15 protein-coding genes and 1 pseudogene are annotated in these 13,135 nt (G+C 65.7%); 8 read left to right on the forward strand and 8 right to left on the reverse strand.

Features of this window, described 5'->3' with window-relative positions:
* Positions 1–3: 3 nt before the first annotated feature.
* Both ACLQ3J_RS12045 and ACLQ3J_RS12050 read left to right on the forward strand, forming a co-directional pair.
* Positions 4–1,596 carry a glycosyltransferase family 87 protein gene (locus tag ACLQ3J_RS12045; RefSeq protein ID WP_296550320.1) on the forward strand — a complete coding sequence of 531 codons (1,593 nt, stop codon included), beginning with the start codon at positions 4–6 and terminating at the stop codon, positions 1,594–1,596.
* Between the two features lie 26 nt (positions 1,597–1,622).
* Entirely contained in the window at positions 1,623–2,105 is a 483-nt protein-coding gene (locus ACLQ3J_RS12050; RefSeq protein ID WP_169652340.1) for an RNA polymerase subunit sigma-24, read from the forward strand.
* Positions 2,106–2,129: 24 nt separating this feature from the next.
* On the opposite strand, the gene ACLQ3J_RS12055 is transcribed toward ACLQ3J_RS12050, so the two are convergent.
* Genes ACLQ3J_RS12055 through ACLQ3J_RS12070 form a run of 4 tightly spaced genes read right to left on the reverse strand, consistent with a single transcriptional unit; the run spans position 2,130 to position 5,101 of the window.
* Positions 2,130–2,558 carry a DUF2752 domain-containing protein gene (locus ACLQ3J_RS12055; protein WP_169620965.1) on the reverse strand — a complete coding sequence of 143 codons (429 nt, stop codon included), beginning with the start codon at positions 2,556–2,558 and terminating at the stop codon, positions 2,130–2,132.
* The gene (locus tag ACLQ3J_RS12060) at positions 2,555–3,145 is read right to left on the reverse strand and encodes a dihydrofolate reductase family protein (protein WP_425903347.1); all 591 of its coding nucleotides are present in this window, start codon (positions 3,143–3,145) and stop codon (positions 2,555–2,557) included. The genes ACLQ3J_RS12055 and ACLQ3J_RS12060 overlap by 4 nt, the downstream gene beginning before the upstream one ends.
* A 31-nt stretch (positions 3,146–3,176) precedes the next feature.
* Complete coding sequence (locus ACLQ3J_RS12065) at positions 3,177–3,764, reverse strand: GNAT family N-acetyltransferase (protein WP_169620967.1); 588 nt, start codon at positions 3,762–3,764, stop codon at positions 3,177–3,179.
* Positions 3,761–5,101, reverse strand: a complete 1,341-nt coding sequence (locus tag ACLQ3J_RS12070) for a hypothetical protein (protein WP_425903349.1) — start codon at positions 5,099–5,101, stop codon at positions 3,761–3,763. Before ACLQ3J_RS12070 ends, ACLQ3J_RS12065 begins: the two co-directional genes overlap by 4 nt.
* Positions 5,102–5,255: 154 nt before the next feature.
* Here ACLQ3J_RS12070 and rpsF point away from each other — a divergent pair, with 154 nt between their 5' ends.
* The 5 genes from rpsF (at position 5,256) to dnaB (ending at position 9,607) form a co-directional block, all read left to right on the forward strand.
* Positions 5,256–5,543 carry a 30S ribosomal protein S6 gene (gene rpsF / locus ACLQ3J_RS12075; protein WP_072700991.1) on the forward strand — a complete coding sequence of 96 codons (288 nt, stop codon included), beginning with the start codon at positions 5,256–5,258 and terminating at the stop codon, positions 5,541–5,543.
* A 64-nt stretch (positions 5,544–5,607) separates the two neighbouring features.
* Positions 5,608–6,129 (forward strand): single-stranded DNA-binding protein, encoded by a 522-nt coding sequence (locus tag ACLQ3J_RS12080; RefSeq protein WP_169620969.1) that lies wholly within the window; start codon positions 5,608–5,610, stop codon positions 6,127–6,129.
* 42 nt (positions 6,130–6,171) lie between these two features.
* Positions 6,172–6,414, forward strand: a complete 243-nt coding sequence (gene rpsR / locus ACLQ3J_RS12085; RefSeq protein ID WP_169620970.1) for a 30S ribosomal protein S18 — start codon at positions 6,172–6,174, stop codon at positions 6,412–6,414.
* Between the two features lie 17 nt (positions 6,415–6,431).
* The gene (rplI, locus tag ACLQ3J_RS12090; RefSeq protein ID WP_169620971.1) at positions 6,432–6,887 is read left to right on the forward strand and encodes a 50S ribosomal protein L9; all 456 of its coding nucleotides are present in this window, start codon (positions 6,432–6,434) and stop codon (positions 6,885–6,887) included.
* Positions 6,888–7,402: 515 nt separating this feature from the next.
* Positions 7,403–9,607 carry a replicative DNA helicase gene (dnaB, locus tag ACLQ3J_RS12095; protein WP_296550321.1) on the forward strand — a complete coding sequence of 735 codons (2,205 nt, stop codon included), beginning with the start codon at positions 7,403–7,405 and terminating at the stop codon, positions 9,605–9,607.
* A 114-nt stretch (positions 9,608–9,721) separates the two neighbouring features.
* On the opposite strand, the gene ACLQ3J_RS12100 is transcribed toward dnaB, so the two are convergent.
* Both ACLQ3J_RS12100 and ACLQ3J_RS12105 read right to left on the reverse strand, forming a co-directional pair.
* Positions 9,722–10,336 (reverse strand): hypothetical protein, encoded by a 615-nt coding sequence (locus ACLQ3J_RS12100; RefSeq protein WP_425903351.1) that lies wholly within the window; start codon positions 10,334–10,336, stop codon positions 9,722–9,724.
* A 233-nt stretch (positions 10,337–10,569) separates the two neighbouring features.
* Complete coding sequence (locus ACLQ3J_RS12105; RefSeq protein WP_169620973.1) at positions 10,570–11,286, reverse strand: SDR family NAD(P)-dependent oxidoreductase; 717 nt, start codon at positions 11,284–11,286, stop codon at positions 10,570–10,572.
* An 89-nt stretch (positions 11,287–11,375) separates the two neighbouring features.
* Between ACLQ3J_RS12105 and ACLQ3J_RS12110 the strand changes: the two genes are divergently transcribed.
* The gene (locus ACLQ3J_RS12110; RefSeq protein WP_425903353.1) at positions 11,376–12,245 is read left to right on the forward strand and encodes a LysR family transcriptional regulator; all 870 of its coding nucleotides are present in this window, start codon (positions 11,376–11,378) and stop codon (positions 12,243–12,245) included.
* Positions 12,246–12,342: 97 nt separating this feature from the next.
* Here the strand turns inward: ACLQ3J_RS12110 and ACLQ3J_RS12115 are convergent.
* A pseudogene (locus tag ACLQ3J_RS12115) lies at positions 12,343–12,693 on the reverse strand (acetamidase/formamidase family protein); the annotation flags it as partial.
* 40 nt (positions 12,694–12,733) lie between these two features.
* Positions 12,734–13,051, reverse strand: coding sequence for an NIPSNAP family protein (locus tag ACLQ3J_RS12120; protein WP_169620975.1), 318 nt, complete (start codon positions 13,049–13,051; stop codon positions 12,734–12,736).
* Between the last annotated feature and the right edge of the window lie 84 nt (positions 13,052–13,135).

Genomic DNA, 13,135 nt, shown 5'->3' on the forward strand with positions numbered 1-13,135 from the left:
CGCGTGACGGTCGAAGGGGAGCGCAAGAACCGGGAACCGGTGTCACCGGGCCCACTCGCCGAGGACCGCCGATCGGTGGATTGGCGCGACACCCCGGGTCGTACAGACCCGATGGTGTCGCGCCTGACCACGGTGATCGGCGGTCCGGTGGGCCGGCACGCCATGATCGGCCGGACCCGCTTCTTCACCCCCGTGCGCGCGATGCTGCTCCTCGCCGTGGTGTTCCTCGCGTTCGGCTGGTTCACGAAAGCCGCGTGCATCCAGCAAGCGCCGATGGGCCCGGACGGCGCGCCGGGTCTCGACTGGAGCAACAACCGCCAGTACGTGGCGATGTGCTACTCGGACATCGTTCCCCTGTACGGCGCGGAGCGTCTCAGCGAAGGCGCCTTCCCGTACAAGACGTCGTGGGAGGAACCGGGCCCCGACGGGCAGATGCAGACCCGGTACATGGAGTACCCGGTGGTCGCGGGCATGTACCAGTACGCGTCCATGCGCATCGCGAAGGCGTGGGATGCGACGCCGTGGCTCCCCGGTGGTCTCCAGGTCGCGATCTACTTCAACGTCGTCGCGTGGGGCCTGGCGCTGGCGTGGCTGGCGACCGTCTGGGCGACCGCCATGTCTGCGGGGCGACGCGTGTGGGACGCCGCGCTGGTAGCAGCCTCGCCTCTCGTCATCGTGCACGCCTTCACCAACTTCGACGCGCTCACCACCGCGTTCGCCGCCGGCGGGTTGCTCGCCTGGGCGCGGCGCCGGCCCGTCCTCGCCGGTGTGCTGCTCGGCCTCGGGGCCGCGACGAAGTTGTATCCTCTGCTGCTGCTCGGCCCGTTGTTCGTGCTGTGTCTGCGTACCGGGAAGCTCCGGCCGTTCGCGAAAACCGCGGGGGCGACGGCGGCCACGTGGCTGGTGGTGAACCTGCCGATCATGCTGCTGTATCCGGCGGGCTGGGCCGAGTTCTTCCGTTTGAACTCCGATCGGGGCGCCGATCCCGATTCGATCTACAACGTGCTGCGCTCGTTCGTCGGCTGGCCGAACTGGGCACCGTCCACCCTCAACCTCGTCTCGCTGGTGCTGTTCGCCGCAGCATGCGCCGGTATCGGACTGGTGGCGCTCACCGCCCCGCGCCGCCCGCGGCTCGCTCAACTGTGCTTTCTGGTCGTTGCCGCGTTCCTGCTCACCAACAAGGTGTGGAGTCCGCAGTACTCGCTCTGGCTCGTCCCTCTTGCGGTACTCGCCATCCCGCATCGTCGTGCGCTCCTGGCCTGGATGACTGTCGACGCGCTGGTGTGGGTACCGCGCATGTACTACTACCTCGGTCCCGCAGAGAAGGGGCTTCCGGAACAGTGGTTCACCGCCACGGTGTTCCTCCGCGATGTCGCCGTGGTGGCGCTGTGCGCCGCGGTGCTGTGGCAGATTCGGCGGCCCGTCAAGGATCCGGTGCGATACGGGTTCATCGACGACCCGGTGGGAGGCGTCCTCGACCAGGCGCCCGACCATCCGCCCTCCTGGCTCCCCGATCGATTGCGGCCGTCCCACCAGCGTGTGGGAAAGCGGAAATCATCCAAATGGACTACGTCACCGGTCGCCTCCGGGTCCTAGGGTCGGAGGGGAAGTGAGGAGGTTCTGTGACGGCGGGCGGACGAGCACCGGTTGTGGGAGCCGGTCGTACATCTTCGAACTTCACGGCGTGCGATCTGGCCTGGTCGGTCGCCGCAGGTGACGCGGCGGCGCTTCCCGTGCTGCTCCGGGAGTTGCACCCGGCCGTGTCGGCGTACAGCAGGGCACGGGCGAAGCACGTGGGCTATTCCTTCTCGGACGCGGATCGGCTCGCCCTCGAGGCGTGCCGTTCGATTCTCACCGCACTGTCCGCGCCGTCCGGTGCCGACCGGCCGTTCCTGCGCCTCGCGTACTCCCTGGCGGCCGAAACTGCCGACACCCGCTTCGCGGTCCGGCGCGACGCGCCCCTCACGCGCCTCCAGCAGGACATTCTGATCCTCCGCACGATCGTCGGCCTCGATCCCGAACAAACAGCGGTAGCCATGGCTCTCACCCCCCGCCGCGTCCGCGTCGAGCAACACGCTGCGCTGTCGTCGCTACGCGCGGCATGACGTATCTCCCGCGCTTCGGACGGGTCAGATACGCAGGGCAGTGAACGGCGCGACCGGAATGTTGCGCACCACGAACCACAGTGCGATCACCGCGAGCGCGAAGTGCGGAGCCCAGCGGAACCTGCTCCAGCGCGGTCCCGCTGCGGTCCCGCGAATCCGGCCGACGGTCCACACCGCGAACGCCGCCAGCAGGCCCGCCACCGCGACGACGCCCAACGCGTTGTAGTGCAGCGCCGCCGGGATATCCAGGTGCACCAGCGAATACAGCATTCGCGACATCCCGCACCCCGGACAGTAGACGCCGAAGATCGTGAAGGTGGGGCACGGTGGGATCACTCCGCCCGGAGTGGTCGGGTCGGCCCAGACGACAGCCGCGCACGCACACGCCGCACCCGCCGCGACGAGTGTCGGGGCGGTCAGGCGCGCGAGCGCGGGTCGCACGGTGTCGCTCATGCCGAGTCCACGGGGGGTCGATCGGACCGCACTTTCGGGCGGTAGGTCCGCCCGAAACTGCGCGGACTGTCCTCGTAGATGTCGATCAACTCCCAGTCGAGTCGTCGACCGCCCGGCACGTCGAAGATGCGGGTGCCGTCGCCGAGAAACACCGGGGCGACGAAAACCTGCAACTCGTCGATCAGATTGTGCTCGAGCGCCTGCCGGGCGATATCCGCGCTGATGATCTGCACGTCCCGATCGCCCGCGATCTCCTGAGCGCGACGAATCGCTTCCACGATGTCGCAGTTCATCGCGACGACGGTCGGATCGTCGGCGAGTTCTTCCGGCCGGTGGGTGAGGATGAATTCGGTTCCCGACCAGGCGCCCCCGTAAGCCTGGGAGGTCACTTCGTCGCGTTCGTCCTGCTGCTCCTTCGCCGCGTCGTAGCCTGCGCGGCCGGAGATGATCACCGCAACATCCCCCGCCATGCGTTCCGTGGTGCCCTCGGCCATCGGTTCGGCCGCGGACAACCAACTCATGTCGTGCCCGGGACCGGCGATGAAGCCGTCGATCGAGCACGTGAATCCCCAAGCCACCTTGCCCATCTCTACTCCTTGCCGGTCGACGGTCCGGAGGTCACCGGTTCGCCCGCGCTTCCAGCCTTGCCCGTGCGACGGGCCATTCGTCGTCCGTCATCGAGAACAGTGCGGTCGTACGCCACGAGCCGTCTCGGCGCCGGCGGTGTTTGCGCAGCAATCCTTCGTGCCGGGCACCGAGGCGCGCGAGCGCCTCGCGCGAGCGATTGTTGAATTCGTCGGTGTGCCACTCCACACGCACCGCACGAAGGTCGTCGAAGGCATGCCGCAACAACAGCAGTTTCGCTTCCGTGTTGACGTGCGTGCGCTGGGCCGACGTCGCCAGCCAGGTATGGCCGATCGTGAGTTTGCGGTGTTCCGGTTCGAGCAGGTAGTACGACGTGGACCCGACGACCGCGCCCGTGTCCTTGTCGATCACCGCGTAGGGCTGCCGATCCGGATCGTCCACCGCGCTGCGGACGAACGATTCCGCGTCCGCGGGAGTGCGGATCACGGCAGCGGACCAGCGGAAGATCTCGTCGGGATCGTCGGCCGCCTCGAGCAGTCGCGGCGCGTGCGCGACTGTGAGCGGATCGAGCCGCACGCGCGCACCCTCGAGAGACGGGTGGTCGGACCAGATGTCGCTCATCGAACGCTTTCCGTGCCGAGGGCTTCCCGACCTCGCTCCGCGGGTGGAGTACCGGGCGGCGGACGCCGCGGTGCGCGCAGGAAGACGAAGAACAGTACGACCAACAGTATCGCGCGTCCCCACACACCGATCGTGGTGAGAACGAGAGGTAGTTCGATGTCGATCGCACCTCCGGTCGCGTAGAACCAGCGGAAGACACCGATACCGATCGCGAGGTCGACGAGGAGGTATGCCGCGACAAGCCGCCACGGAACCTGCAGCAGGACCAGCAGCGGCAACAACCACAGCGTGTACTGGGGTGAGTGGACTTTGTGGAAGAGCATGAAGCCGCACAACATCGCGGCCGCAACCGGCAGCCACGGATACGGGCCCCCACGGAGATACCGCCGGCGGCCGAGCCACAGGGCGAGGAGGAACGACGCGGCGATGAGCAGCGGAGACGCGACGGCGACGACCTCGTTGAATTCCGGTGTCACGCCCGTGCCCTCGTAACCACCCAGCAAAGGCCGCAGACCCCAGAACCAGACCGAGTTGCTCGTCCCGTCGGCGGCGCGGTTCTGCTGGAACGTGAACGACGCACGCCAGCCTTCGTACCCGAGGACGGCGAACGGAAGGTTGATCGCGACAGTCGTCGCCACTGCGGCGCCGGCGACCGCAAGCGCGCCCCGCACGTCGCGCACCGTGCCGGCCGCACGACCACCTGTGAACACGTAGATCATCAGCGGCAGGACGAAGATGCCCGGATAGATCTTCAGGCAGAACCCGACCGCGAGAAGCGCGGCCGCAAGAACGCCGCGCGCGCGCAACGACCAGCGTTCGACGCCGACCACCGCGATCGCCAGGACGGTGATCGCGACGACCGGGAGATCCCAGTTGAGGAACGCGTAGAGCACCAGTGGAGGTGTCGCCGACCACGCCAGCGCTGCCCATCCGGCGAGGCGCGCGAGCAGCCACGCCGTGAGGAGTCCGAACGGCGCGAGGAGCAGTGCGGACCGCAGCAGGAAGTCGGCGTCGGTATGGACGCCGATCGCGCCCAGCCACATCAGCAGACCGCTGAGCACGGGATATTCGACGGTGCTTCCGACGAGATTCCCGGCCGCGTCGATGCTGCCGTCGACGAAGGGGAACCGGTGGAGATTGATGCCACGTCCGAGCCACAACTGCTGGATGTCGGAATAACAGACGTGCGCGTCCTTGATGTCCTCGAAGCGGATCGTGCGACCGAGTTCGTCGAACGGTGCACCCGCGCAGCGGGCTTTGTTGAGGTATCCGAGCCAGAGCGCGATCGCGCAGGTCAGGACGGCGACGAGCGAGATCGTCCTGGGGCTCGTGCGCATGTCCTCACCCTAGGTCAAATCCGCTGCCCGGGACGGAGGTCGATTTCCCTGGTCAGGGATGGCTCATGTACCCTTCTTGGGTTGCTGACGCAACGACCCTCCTGTCACGGATCGTCCGTGACCGTTCACAGTCCATAGGAGGTGATGAGGTCTTATGCGTCATTACGAATTGATGATCATCCTGGACCCCAGCCTGGATGAGCGCACTGTTGCTCCCTCGCTGGATACGTTCCTCAATGTTGTTCGCCAAGAAGGCGGCAAGGTCGACAAGGTCGACGTGTGGGGTAAGCGTCGTCTCGCATTCGAGATCGCGAAGCAGAGCGAAGGCATCTACGCGGTTATCGACATCAGCGCGACGCCCGCCACGGTTGCAGAGCTGGATCGCCAGCTCGGCCTGAACGAGTCGGTGCTTCGCACCAAGGTTCTGCGCCACGGCAAGTGAGCCTGTCGGCGCCTGGCCGTAGGCTCTGGCGCATCAGGTCTCCACACACAGCAGGAGGAACCACATGGCAGGCGATACCGTCATCACCGTGGTCGGCAATCTGACCGCCGATCCCGAACTGCGTTTCACCCCGGCGGGTGCCGCGGTCGCGAACTTCACGGTCGCGTCCACTCCCCGCATCTTCGACCGTCAGTCCAACGAATGGAAAGACGGCGACGCTCTGTTCATGCGCTGCAATATCTGGCGCGAGGCAGCGGAGAACGTAGCCGAAAGCTTGACCCGGGGCTCGCGCGTCATCGTGCAGGGCCGGCTCAAGCAGCGCAGCTACGAAACGCGTGAAGGCGAAAAGCGCACTGTCGTGGAGCTCGAGGTCGACGAGATCGGCCCTTCGCTCCGCTATGCCACCGCCAAGGTCAGCAAGGCCGGTCGTGGTGGCGGCGGCGGAGGCGGCTTCGGTGGTTCTTCCGGCGGATCGGGCGGTGGACGCCCTAGTTCCAACGCGAACGTCGGCGGCGACGACCCGTGGGGCAATGCCCCGCAGGCCGGCTCGTTCGGCGGTTCCGGGGACGACGAGCCCCCGTTCTGATCCGACCTTCGATCGGAACATCCAGAAGTACGGAGAAAGACCATGCCTAAGTCGCCCGCGCGCGAGAAGGTTTTGAAGAAGAAGGTCTGCGCTTTCTGCAAGGAAAAGAACACGCAGATCGATTACAAGGACACAACGCTGCTGCGTAAGTACGTCAGCGATCGCGGAAAGATCCGCGCTCGCCGCGTCACCGGCAACTGCGTGCAGCACCAGCGCGATATCGCTGTTGCTGTCAAGAACTCCCGTGAGGTCGCTTTGCTGCCTTACGTCTCGACGGCTCGCTAGGAAAGGGAGGGAACACGATGAAGCTCATCCTCACCGCTGACGTGGACAACCTCGGTGCGCCTGGCGACACCGTTGAGGTCAAGGACGGCTACGGCCGCAACTACCTGCTGCCCCGCGGCCTGGCGATCGTCGCCACCCGTGGCGCCGAGAAGCAGGTCGAGGGCATCCGCCGTGCACAGGAAGCGCGCGCTGTGCGCGGCCTGGAGCACGCCAAGGAGCTCAAGACCGCTATCGAGGGTCTCGAGAGCGTCTCGCTCAACGTCAAGACCGCCGGTGACTCGGGCAAGCTGTTCGGCTCGGTTACCGCGGCCGACGTTGCCGGTGCCATCAAGGCTGCCGGTGGCCCGGTTGTCGACAAGCGCCTCGTCGAGCTGCCCAAGGCTCACATCAAGGCGACCGGCAAGCACCAGGTCGTCGTGAAGCTGCACCCGGACGTCGTCGCGAAGTTCACGCTGGACGTCGTGAGCGCCTGATTTCCGGTTCGAGGAGCCCCGCGCGATGGTTGCGCGGGGCTCCTCGGCATCTGTGCACAACCTGTGGATGGCGGGTGTGGGTAAACGCACCGGTGTGACTCGGGTCATATCGTTTCGGGAACGAACAGATGAACACGCCCGGGCGGCATTGTTATCGCGACACGCCGAAAATTCCTTCTTCCACAGGGCTGAACAGCCATTTTCCCTAGTTAACCTGCATCGTTATCAAATGTGAGATGCGTTCTCCCCAGGTTATCCACATCAGGTGCACAACCCTGTCCACCTGATTCCACAATCTATCCCCAACTGTGTGCACAACCCGATTTGGTCGCCCTCGAAATCGTCCCTAACGTCGAGCGCGCAACTCTCCCTCGTGGGGAGCTGCAACCCACTGCGGTGTCGGTGGGGACGAGTAGAACGTGGAGTGTTTCCCGGTGGCGCCCACCGGGAGTCGGTACGGGTCAACGGCCGGCGAACCACCGGGCGACGGTATTTGGACGGAAGGCGGCATCACGTTGGCTGTTGTGGACGATCGTGGCCATTCCGACTATCCGGGGCCCCCTGACGAAGACTCAGGTGGTGACTTCGGTCGCCAGCCCCCGCAGGACATGGTTGCCGAGCAGTCCGTCATCGGCGGCATGCTGCTGAGCAAGGACGCCATTGCCGACGTTCTCGAAGTGCTGCGCCCCGGCGATTTCTATCGCCCCGCCCACCAAGCCATCTACGACTCGATCCTCGACCTCTACAGCCGCGGCGAACCCGCCGACCCCGTCACCGTGTCGGCCGAACTCGACCGCCGAGGCGAGCTCAAGCGCATCGGCGGCCCCGCGTACCTCGTCACCCTGACCCAGACGGTGCCTACCGCCGCGAACGCCGGTTTCTACGCCGAGATCGTTGCGGAGAAGGCCATCCTGCGACGGCTCGTCGAAGCGGGCACGCGCATCGTCCAATACGGATATGCCGGCTCGGACGGTCAGGACGTCGCAGAAGTCGTCGACCGTGCGCAGGCCGAGATCTTCGATGTGTCCGAGCGGCGCACCACCGAAGACTTCGTGGCCCTCGAAGAACTGCTGCAGCCCACGATGGACGAGATCGACTCCATCGCCAGCCGCGGCGGCATCTCGGTCGGCGTGCCCACGGGGTTCGCCGAACTCGACGAACTCACCAACGGACTGCATCCGGGACAGATGATCATCGTCGCCGCCCGTCCCGGCGTCGGCAAGGCTCTCGCCCTCGACACCCCGCTCCCCACACCCACCGGATGGACCACCATGGGTGAGGTCCGCGTCGGCGACGAACTGCTCGCTCCCGACGGAAAGCCCACCCGCGTGCTCGCGGCCACCGAGATCATGCGCGACCGGCCCTGTTTCGATGTCGTGTTCTCCGACGGCACGGTGCTCGTCGCCGACGAACAGCACCAGTGGCGCACCGCCGACGGGGTGGTGCGCACCACCGGCGAACTCGCCGCCACCGTCGACGCCGGTCACGCGGTCCCCCACACCGATCCCTTGGCCCTCCCCGCGGCAGACCTACCGGTCGCACCGTTCACCCTCGGTGCGTGGCTCGGCGGGCCGCCCTCCGACGCAGAGGTACACATGCGGGTGGAAGGTGAAGGCGGGTTCACCGAAGAATTGATGTCGCTCGGGGCGCACATTCCCGTCGAATACCAGCGCGGCTCGATCGTGCAGCGCCGCGACCTGCTCGCCGGCCTTCTCGACGCCGGCGGTCGCATCGACGACGACGGCACCATCCGCTTCTCCACCGGGCGCGAGCGCCTCGCCCACGACCTCGCCGAACTCGTTGCGGGCTTGGGCTACGCGTGCACCGTCGACGACGGAGTGGTGTCGTTCACCGCCGACGACGACGTCTTCGTCCTTCCGAGCAAGGCAGTGCGCCACAAGGAATGCCGCACCGCCGTGGCTCGCGAACGGCACATCGTGGCCGTTCGCCCGGTCGCGTCGGTGCCCGTCCGCTGCGTGGAGGTCGACGGCGACCACATGTACCTCGCGGGTCGTGCGATGGTGCCCACGCACAATTCGACTCTCGGCATGGACTTCATGCGGTCGTGCTCGATCAAGCACGGTATGGCGTCCGTCATCTTCTCCCTGGAGATGGGAAAGACGGAGATCGTCATGCGCTTGCTCTCCGCGGAGGCGAAGATCAAGCTCGGCGACATGCGTTCGGGTCGCATGACCGACGACGACTGGACCCGCCTCGCCCGGCGCATGAGCGAGATCAGCGAAGCCCCCCTCTACATCGACGATTCACCGAACCTGACGATGATGGAGATCCGCGCGAAAGCACGGCGGCTCAAGCAGAAACACGACATCCGTCTCATCGTCGTCGACTATCTGCAGCTGATGACCTCCGGTAAGAAGGTCGAGTCGCGCCAGCAGGAAGTCTCCGAATTCTCGCGTAGCCTCAAGCTTCTCGCGAAGGAACTCGAAGTTCCGGTCATCGCGATCTGTCAGCTCAACCGTGGTCCCGAACAGCGCACCGACAAGAAGCCGATGGTCTCCGACCTCCGCGAGTCGGGATCGCTCGAGCAGGACGCCGACATGGTGATCCTGTTGCATCGCCCCGACGCATTCGAGCGCGACGACCCGCGCGGTGGTGAAGCCGACCTGATCGTCGGTAAGCACCGTAACGGTCCGACGGCGACGATCACCGTGGCTCACCAGCTGCACCTGTCGCGGTTCGTGGATATGGCGCGCGGCTGATTTCGCTGTTGAGATACGGCGAAGACTGACAACTCGATTTCCCTGGATTGACAACGCTTCGCCGGACCAAGCACCTTCACCGGTCCCAGATGCCGCTTCTGCAGACTCATCCCGTCACGAAATTGAGACTGGTCCAGTCGTTCCTGTCACTGCCCATTGTCCGTCTGCGTGATCGAGGACGTAGGTGAGGCCCAGTCCGCAGTCGATGCCGCACCACAGTCCGGCACCGACGTGGACCGTTCCGTCGTCCTGTCGCTCGACGGGCGCCAGTCCGACAATGACGCCGTCGTTGTCGACCCCGGTCAGGCCCAGTCGTGCGGACCTGGCCCGAAGCTGAGGTTCTGCGACGAACTCGACGGGTGGCAGATCGACGGCCTGGGCTGTGATTTCGTTTTTCAGATCGGCATCGAACTGCAGTCCGTCAGCGACGATCAACATTTCCGAGCTGCGTGATGCGGGGCCGTCGACGAGGTAGACATACCCGACCGGGGTCGGTGCTTTCGCGAACGGATTGTCCACGAGGATCAAGTGGTGCAGGGCGGCAGAGTAGATCTGTGACTGTTCGCTTGGTGCAGGTGGGCTGGTGGTCGGGTCGAGTTGACCCGGGCCGGCTCCGGTGTCCGTGCTCGAGCAGCCGGCCAGGGCAACAGCAAGGACCAGTGCGGTGGCCACCGCTCGAATTCCCATGACGCCGGACAGCATCGACAGCGGAGAGGTAACAGTGGGCATTCGCGGAGCACCTCCCTGGCTTTCGTGGGTGCGACCGGTTGTAAAGGTCAGCTGAAGAGTGCACCGACAGTGACGAGCATCGTCACCAACTCTGTCATCTGTCAATCCGTCAGTGCAGGCGGGAGCGGCGCTACGGTTACATTGATTCGAGCTGTCGGCGATCACCTGGTACACCGTCGGGCCACTGTTCAGCCCGTCGATCGCGGTGCTTCGTGACACCGGGAACCGCGCGCTCACCAGGGAATGGTGCCGGCGTCGTCGAAGAATCCGCCGCGGGGTCCGTCGTCGGGGAGGGTGGCGAGTGCGACGGCGATGGCGGCACCTTGCTCTGGAGATCGGGCCGAGTTGTGGCCGGTGAAGTCGGTGGCGACGTAGCCGGGACAGCACGCGTTGACGAGGATGCTCGTGTTCGACAGTGCTCGGGCGTACTGGGCGGTGATGCTGTTGAGCATGGTTTTCGACGGCGCATAGGCGGCCATCTGAGGTCCCGTTTGCAGCGCGAGGGACCCCATGTTGCTGGACACGTTGACGATGCGCGGTGAGTCGGATTGCCGCAGCAGTGGGAGAACAGCATTGGTGATCCGGATGACGCCGAACACATTGGTGTCCAGGACCTGCTGCAGGACATCGAGGTCCATCGTTGTCGGGTCCTGCGCGCCGTCATCGGTTCGGCCTCCGACGCCGGCGTTGTTGATCAGCACATCGAGCCTGCCTGCCTCGCGCGCGACGGTGGCCGCCGCTGCCGCCACGCTGTCGTCCGACGTCACGTCGAGAGCGACGCCGAAGACGTCGATTCCCTCGCTGCGGAGGCGAGCCACGGCCTCGGTGCGGCGGGCGTCGTCACGGGCCCCGAGTGCGACGCGGAACCCTCGTCCGCCGAGTCCGCAAGCGATCGCATAGCCGATTCCCTTGTTCGCGCCGGTGACCAGCGCTGTCTTGGTGGTGTTCACTCTTCGATCTTCGCCGCGTGGACTCGCGGCGTCCAAGACCGATCACCTCTTCTGTGATACCCGGTGAGTATCGAGGTAGCGTGGTGGATGTGTCCGATCTGGAGACGCGTGACTTCCGCTATTTCCTCGCCGTTGCCGACGAGTTGCACTTCGGTAGGGCGGCAGACCTGCTCGGCATCACGCAACCGCCGCTGTCCCGTGCGATCCAGCAGCTCGAGTCGAGGCTCGGCGTGAAGTTGTTCGAGCGCAACCGTCGTGGCGTCGAGCTCACCGACGCCGGACGGGTCCTGGTGAGCGAGGCGCACACGGTGATCGACGCGGTTGAGGCTGCGGCTCATCGGACCCGGCGAGCCGGAAGCCCTCGGGGACCACTGGTGCTTGCAACGAAAGCCGGTGCGTCCCTCGAGGTACTGCAACGGTTGCTCGGGGAGGCCGCCCAGCGCAGTGACGTTCCGGATGTCGAGGTACTGCTGTGTGAGGTCGCGGAGCAGGCGGCGCTGCTGCGCGGGGGCCGGGCCGATGTGGCGATCATGCACCGGCCGGTCGATGATCTCGACGGCTTCGACACCGAAGAACTGCTTGTCGAGGGGCAGGTGGCCATTGTTCCCGCGGGTCACTTTCTCGCGGCGCGGACGCAGGTCACGCTTGCCGAGATTCGAGACATCCCCGGTCTGCCGTTGGCCCGGTGGCCGAAACTTGATGGCAGCTACCCGGATGGTCCTGGTCCGGAGGTGCGTACTCAATCGGCCATCGCCCAACTCGTGGCATTGGGCAAGGCACTCCTGGTGATTCCCGCCTCCAGTCGTGCGTGGCAGTGGCCGCAGCATGTGGCGATCCCTGTCACCGACGCCGTCTCGATCACCACGGTGCTGGCGTGGCCGGCAGGGAGTCGTTCCGCGGGGATCGGGGCGTTTGGGCGATTGGCGGCCGAGGTCGGTAGGTCAGAGGAACGACCGTAGCCTGGCTGCATTTCCTTCGTCAGGCCCGAAAGCGTCGAATGACCGCTGTTGCCGTGAGTTCTGCACGCCGGGCAGTGTCGCCGACGCGGGTACACGATCAGCTGAAATGCTCCTTGTAGATCTGCCCGTGAACGGCAACGGTCCGGTCGACCATCCGCGACACCGTGAAGTCGGCCGCTGCCGAGAGATATGCATACGCGGTCGGGCGGTCCAAACCCTGATGGTGTTCGAGGAAATCCAGAGCGTTGACCACAGCCCGGCGCATCGCAACATCGAGGTCACTGCCCTGACCGTCGATCGCGCCGTCGGGATCGGACAGCCCGATGGGGATCCAAGACTCGGCAGTTTCCGCGAACGGACAGCGGTAGGCGACGCTCGGTGCGTCTCCCGATCCGTGTTTGCAGACGGTCAATCGGAAGATCGCGCGCAGTGAACCTTCCATCGCCGATCGGGACAGACACGCTCCGGCACGCCGTACGCACAGAGGTTCAGGGGAGCCTGCCGTCGAAGATCGGCCGCATGAAGGTGCGCTCGTAGCGGAGCACGCAGCCGCTCCGGTCCCGAATCGCGTTGGCCGCGCGGAACTCGTCGTCGGAATCGAACAACGCGCGGTACCGCTCGTACGCGGCGAGGGACTCGAACGAGAAGAGAGCCAGCGCACGGTCGCTGGCACCCTCACCGGGAAGGAAGTATCCGTGGTGGGTACCGCCGTGTTTGTCGACGAGCGCGATCCATGCGCGAGCGAACCTCTCGAAGTCGTCGATTTTCACCGGGTCGATCGTGTACTCCACAACGCACGTGATCATGACGCGAGGGTAATGCCGCAGGGGTGTACTCGGGCGGACGAATCACAATCCGGTCAGCGACTTCCACATAGGCGCACCGGCCCG

It is taken from the genome of Rhodococcus sp. DT1 (assembly GCF_049844875.1).
GTDB lineage: Bacteria > Actinomycetota > Actinomycetes > Mycobacteriales > Mycobacteriaceae > Rhodococcus.

Bases quoted from the DNA above. Each gene is read 5' to 3' on its own strand.
- ACLQ3J_RS12065 (WP_169620967.1), bottom strand. From the start codon at position 3,764: ATGAGCGACATCTGGTCCGACCACCCGTCTCTCGAGGGTGCGCGCGTG.
- ACLQ3J_RS12100 (WP_425903351.1), bottom strand. From the start codon at position 10,336: ATGCCCACTGTTACCTCTCCGCTGTCGATGCTGTCCGGCGTCATGGGA.
- ACLQ3J_RS12080 (WP_169620969.1), top strand. From the start codon at position 5,608: ATGGCAGGCGATACCGTCATCACCGTGGTCGGCAATCTGACCGCCGAT.
- ACLQ3J_RS12120 (WP_169620975.1), bottom strand. From the start codon at position 13,051: ATGATCACGTGCGTTGTGGAGTACACGATCGACCCGGTGAAAATCGAC.
- ACLQ3J_RS12060 (WP_425903347.1), bottom strand. From the start codon at position 3,145: ATGGGCAAGGTGGCTTGGGGATTCACGTGCTCGATCGACGGCTTCATC.
- rpsF (WP_072700991.1), top strand. From the start codon at position 5,256: ATGCGTCATTACGAATTGATGATCATCCTGGACCCCAGCCTGGATGAG.
- rplI (WP_169620971.1), top strand. From the start codon at position 6,432: ATGAAGCTCATCCTCACCGCTGACGTGGACAACCTCGGTGCGCCTGGC.
- rpsR (WP_169620970.1), top strand. From the start codon at position 6,172: ATGCCTAAGTCGCCCGCGCGCGAGAAGGTTTTGAAGAAGAAGGTCTGC.
- ACLQ3J_RS12055 (WP_169620965.1), bottom strand. From the start codon at position 2,558: ATGAGCGACACCGTGCGACCCGCGCTCGCGCGCCTGACCGCCCCGACA.
- ACLQ3J_RS12070 (WP_425903349.1), bottom strand. From the start codon at position 5,101: ATGCGCACGAGCCCCAGGACGATCTCGCTCGTCGCCGTCCTGACCTGC.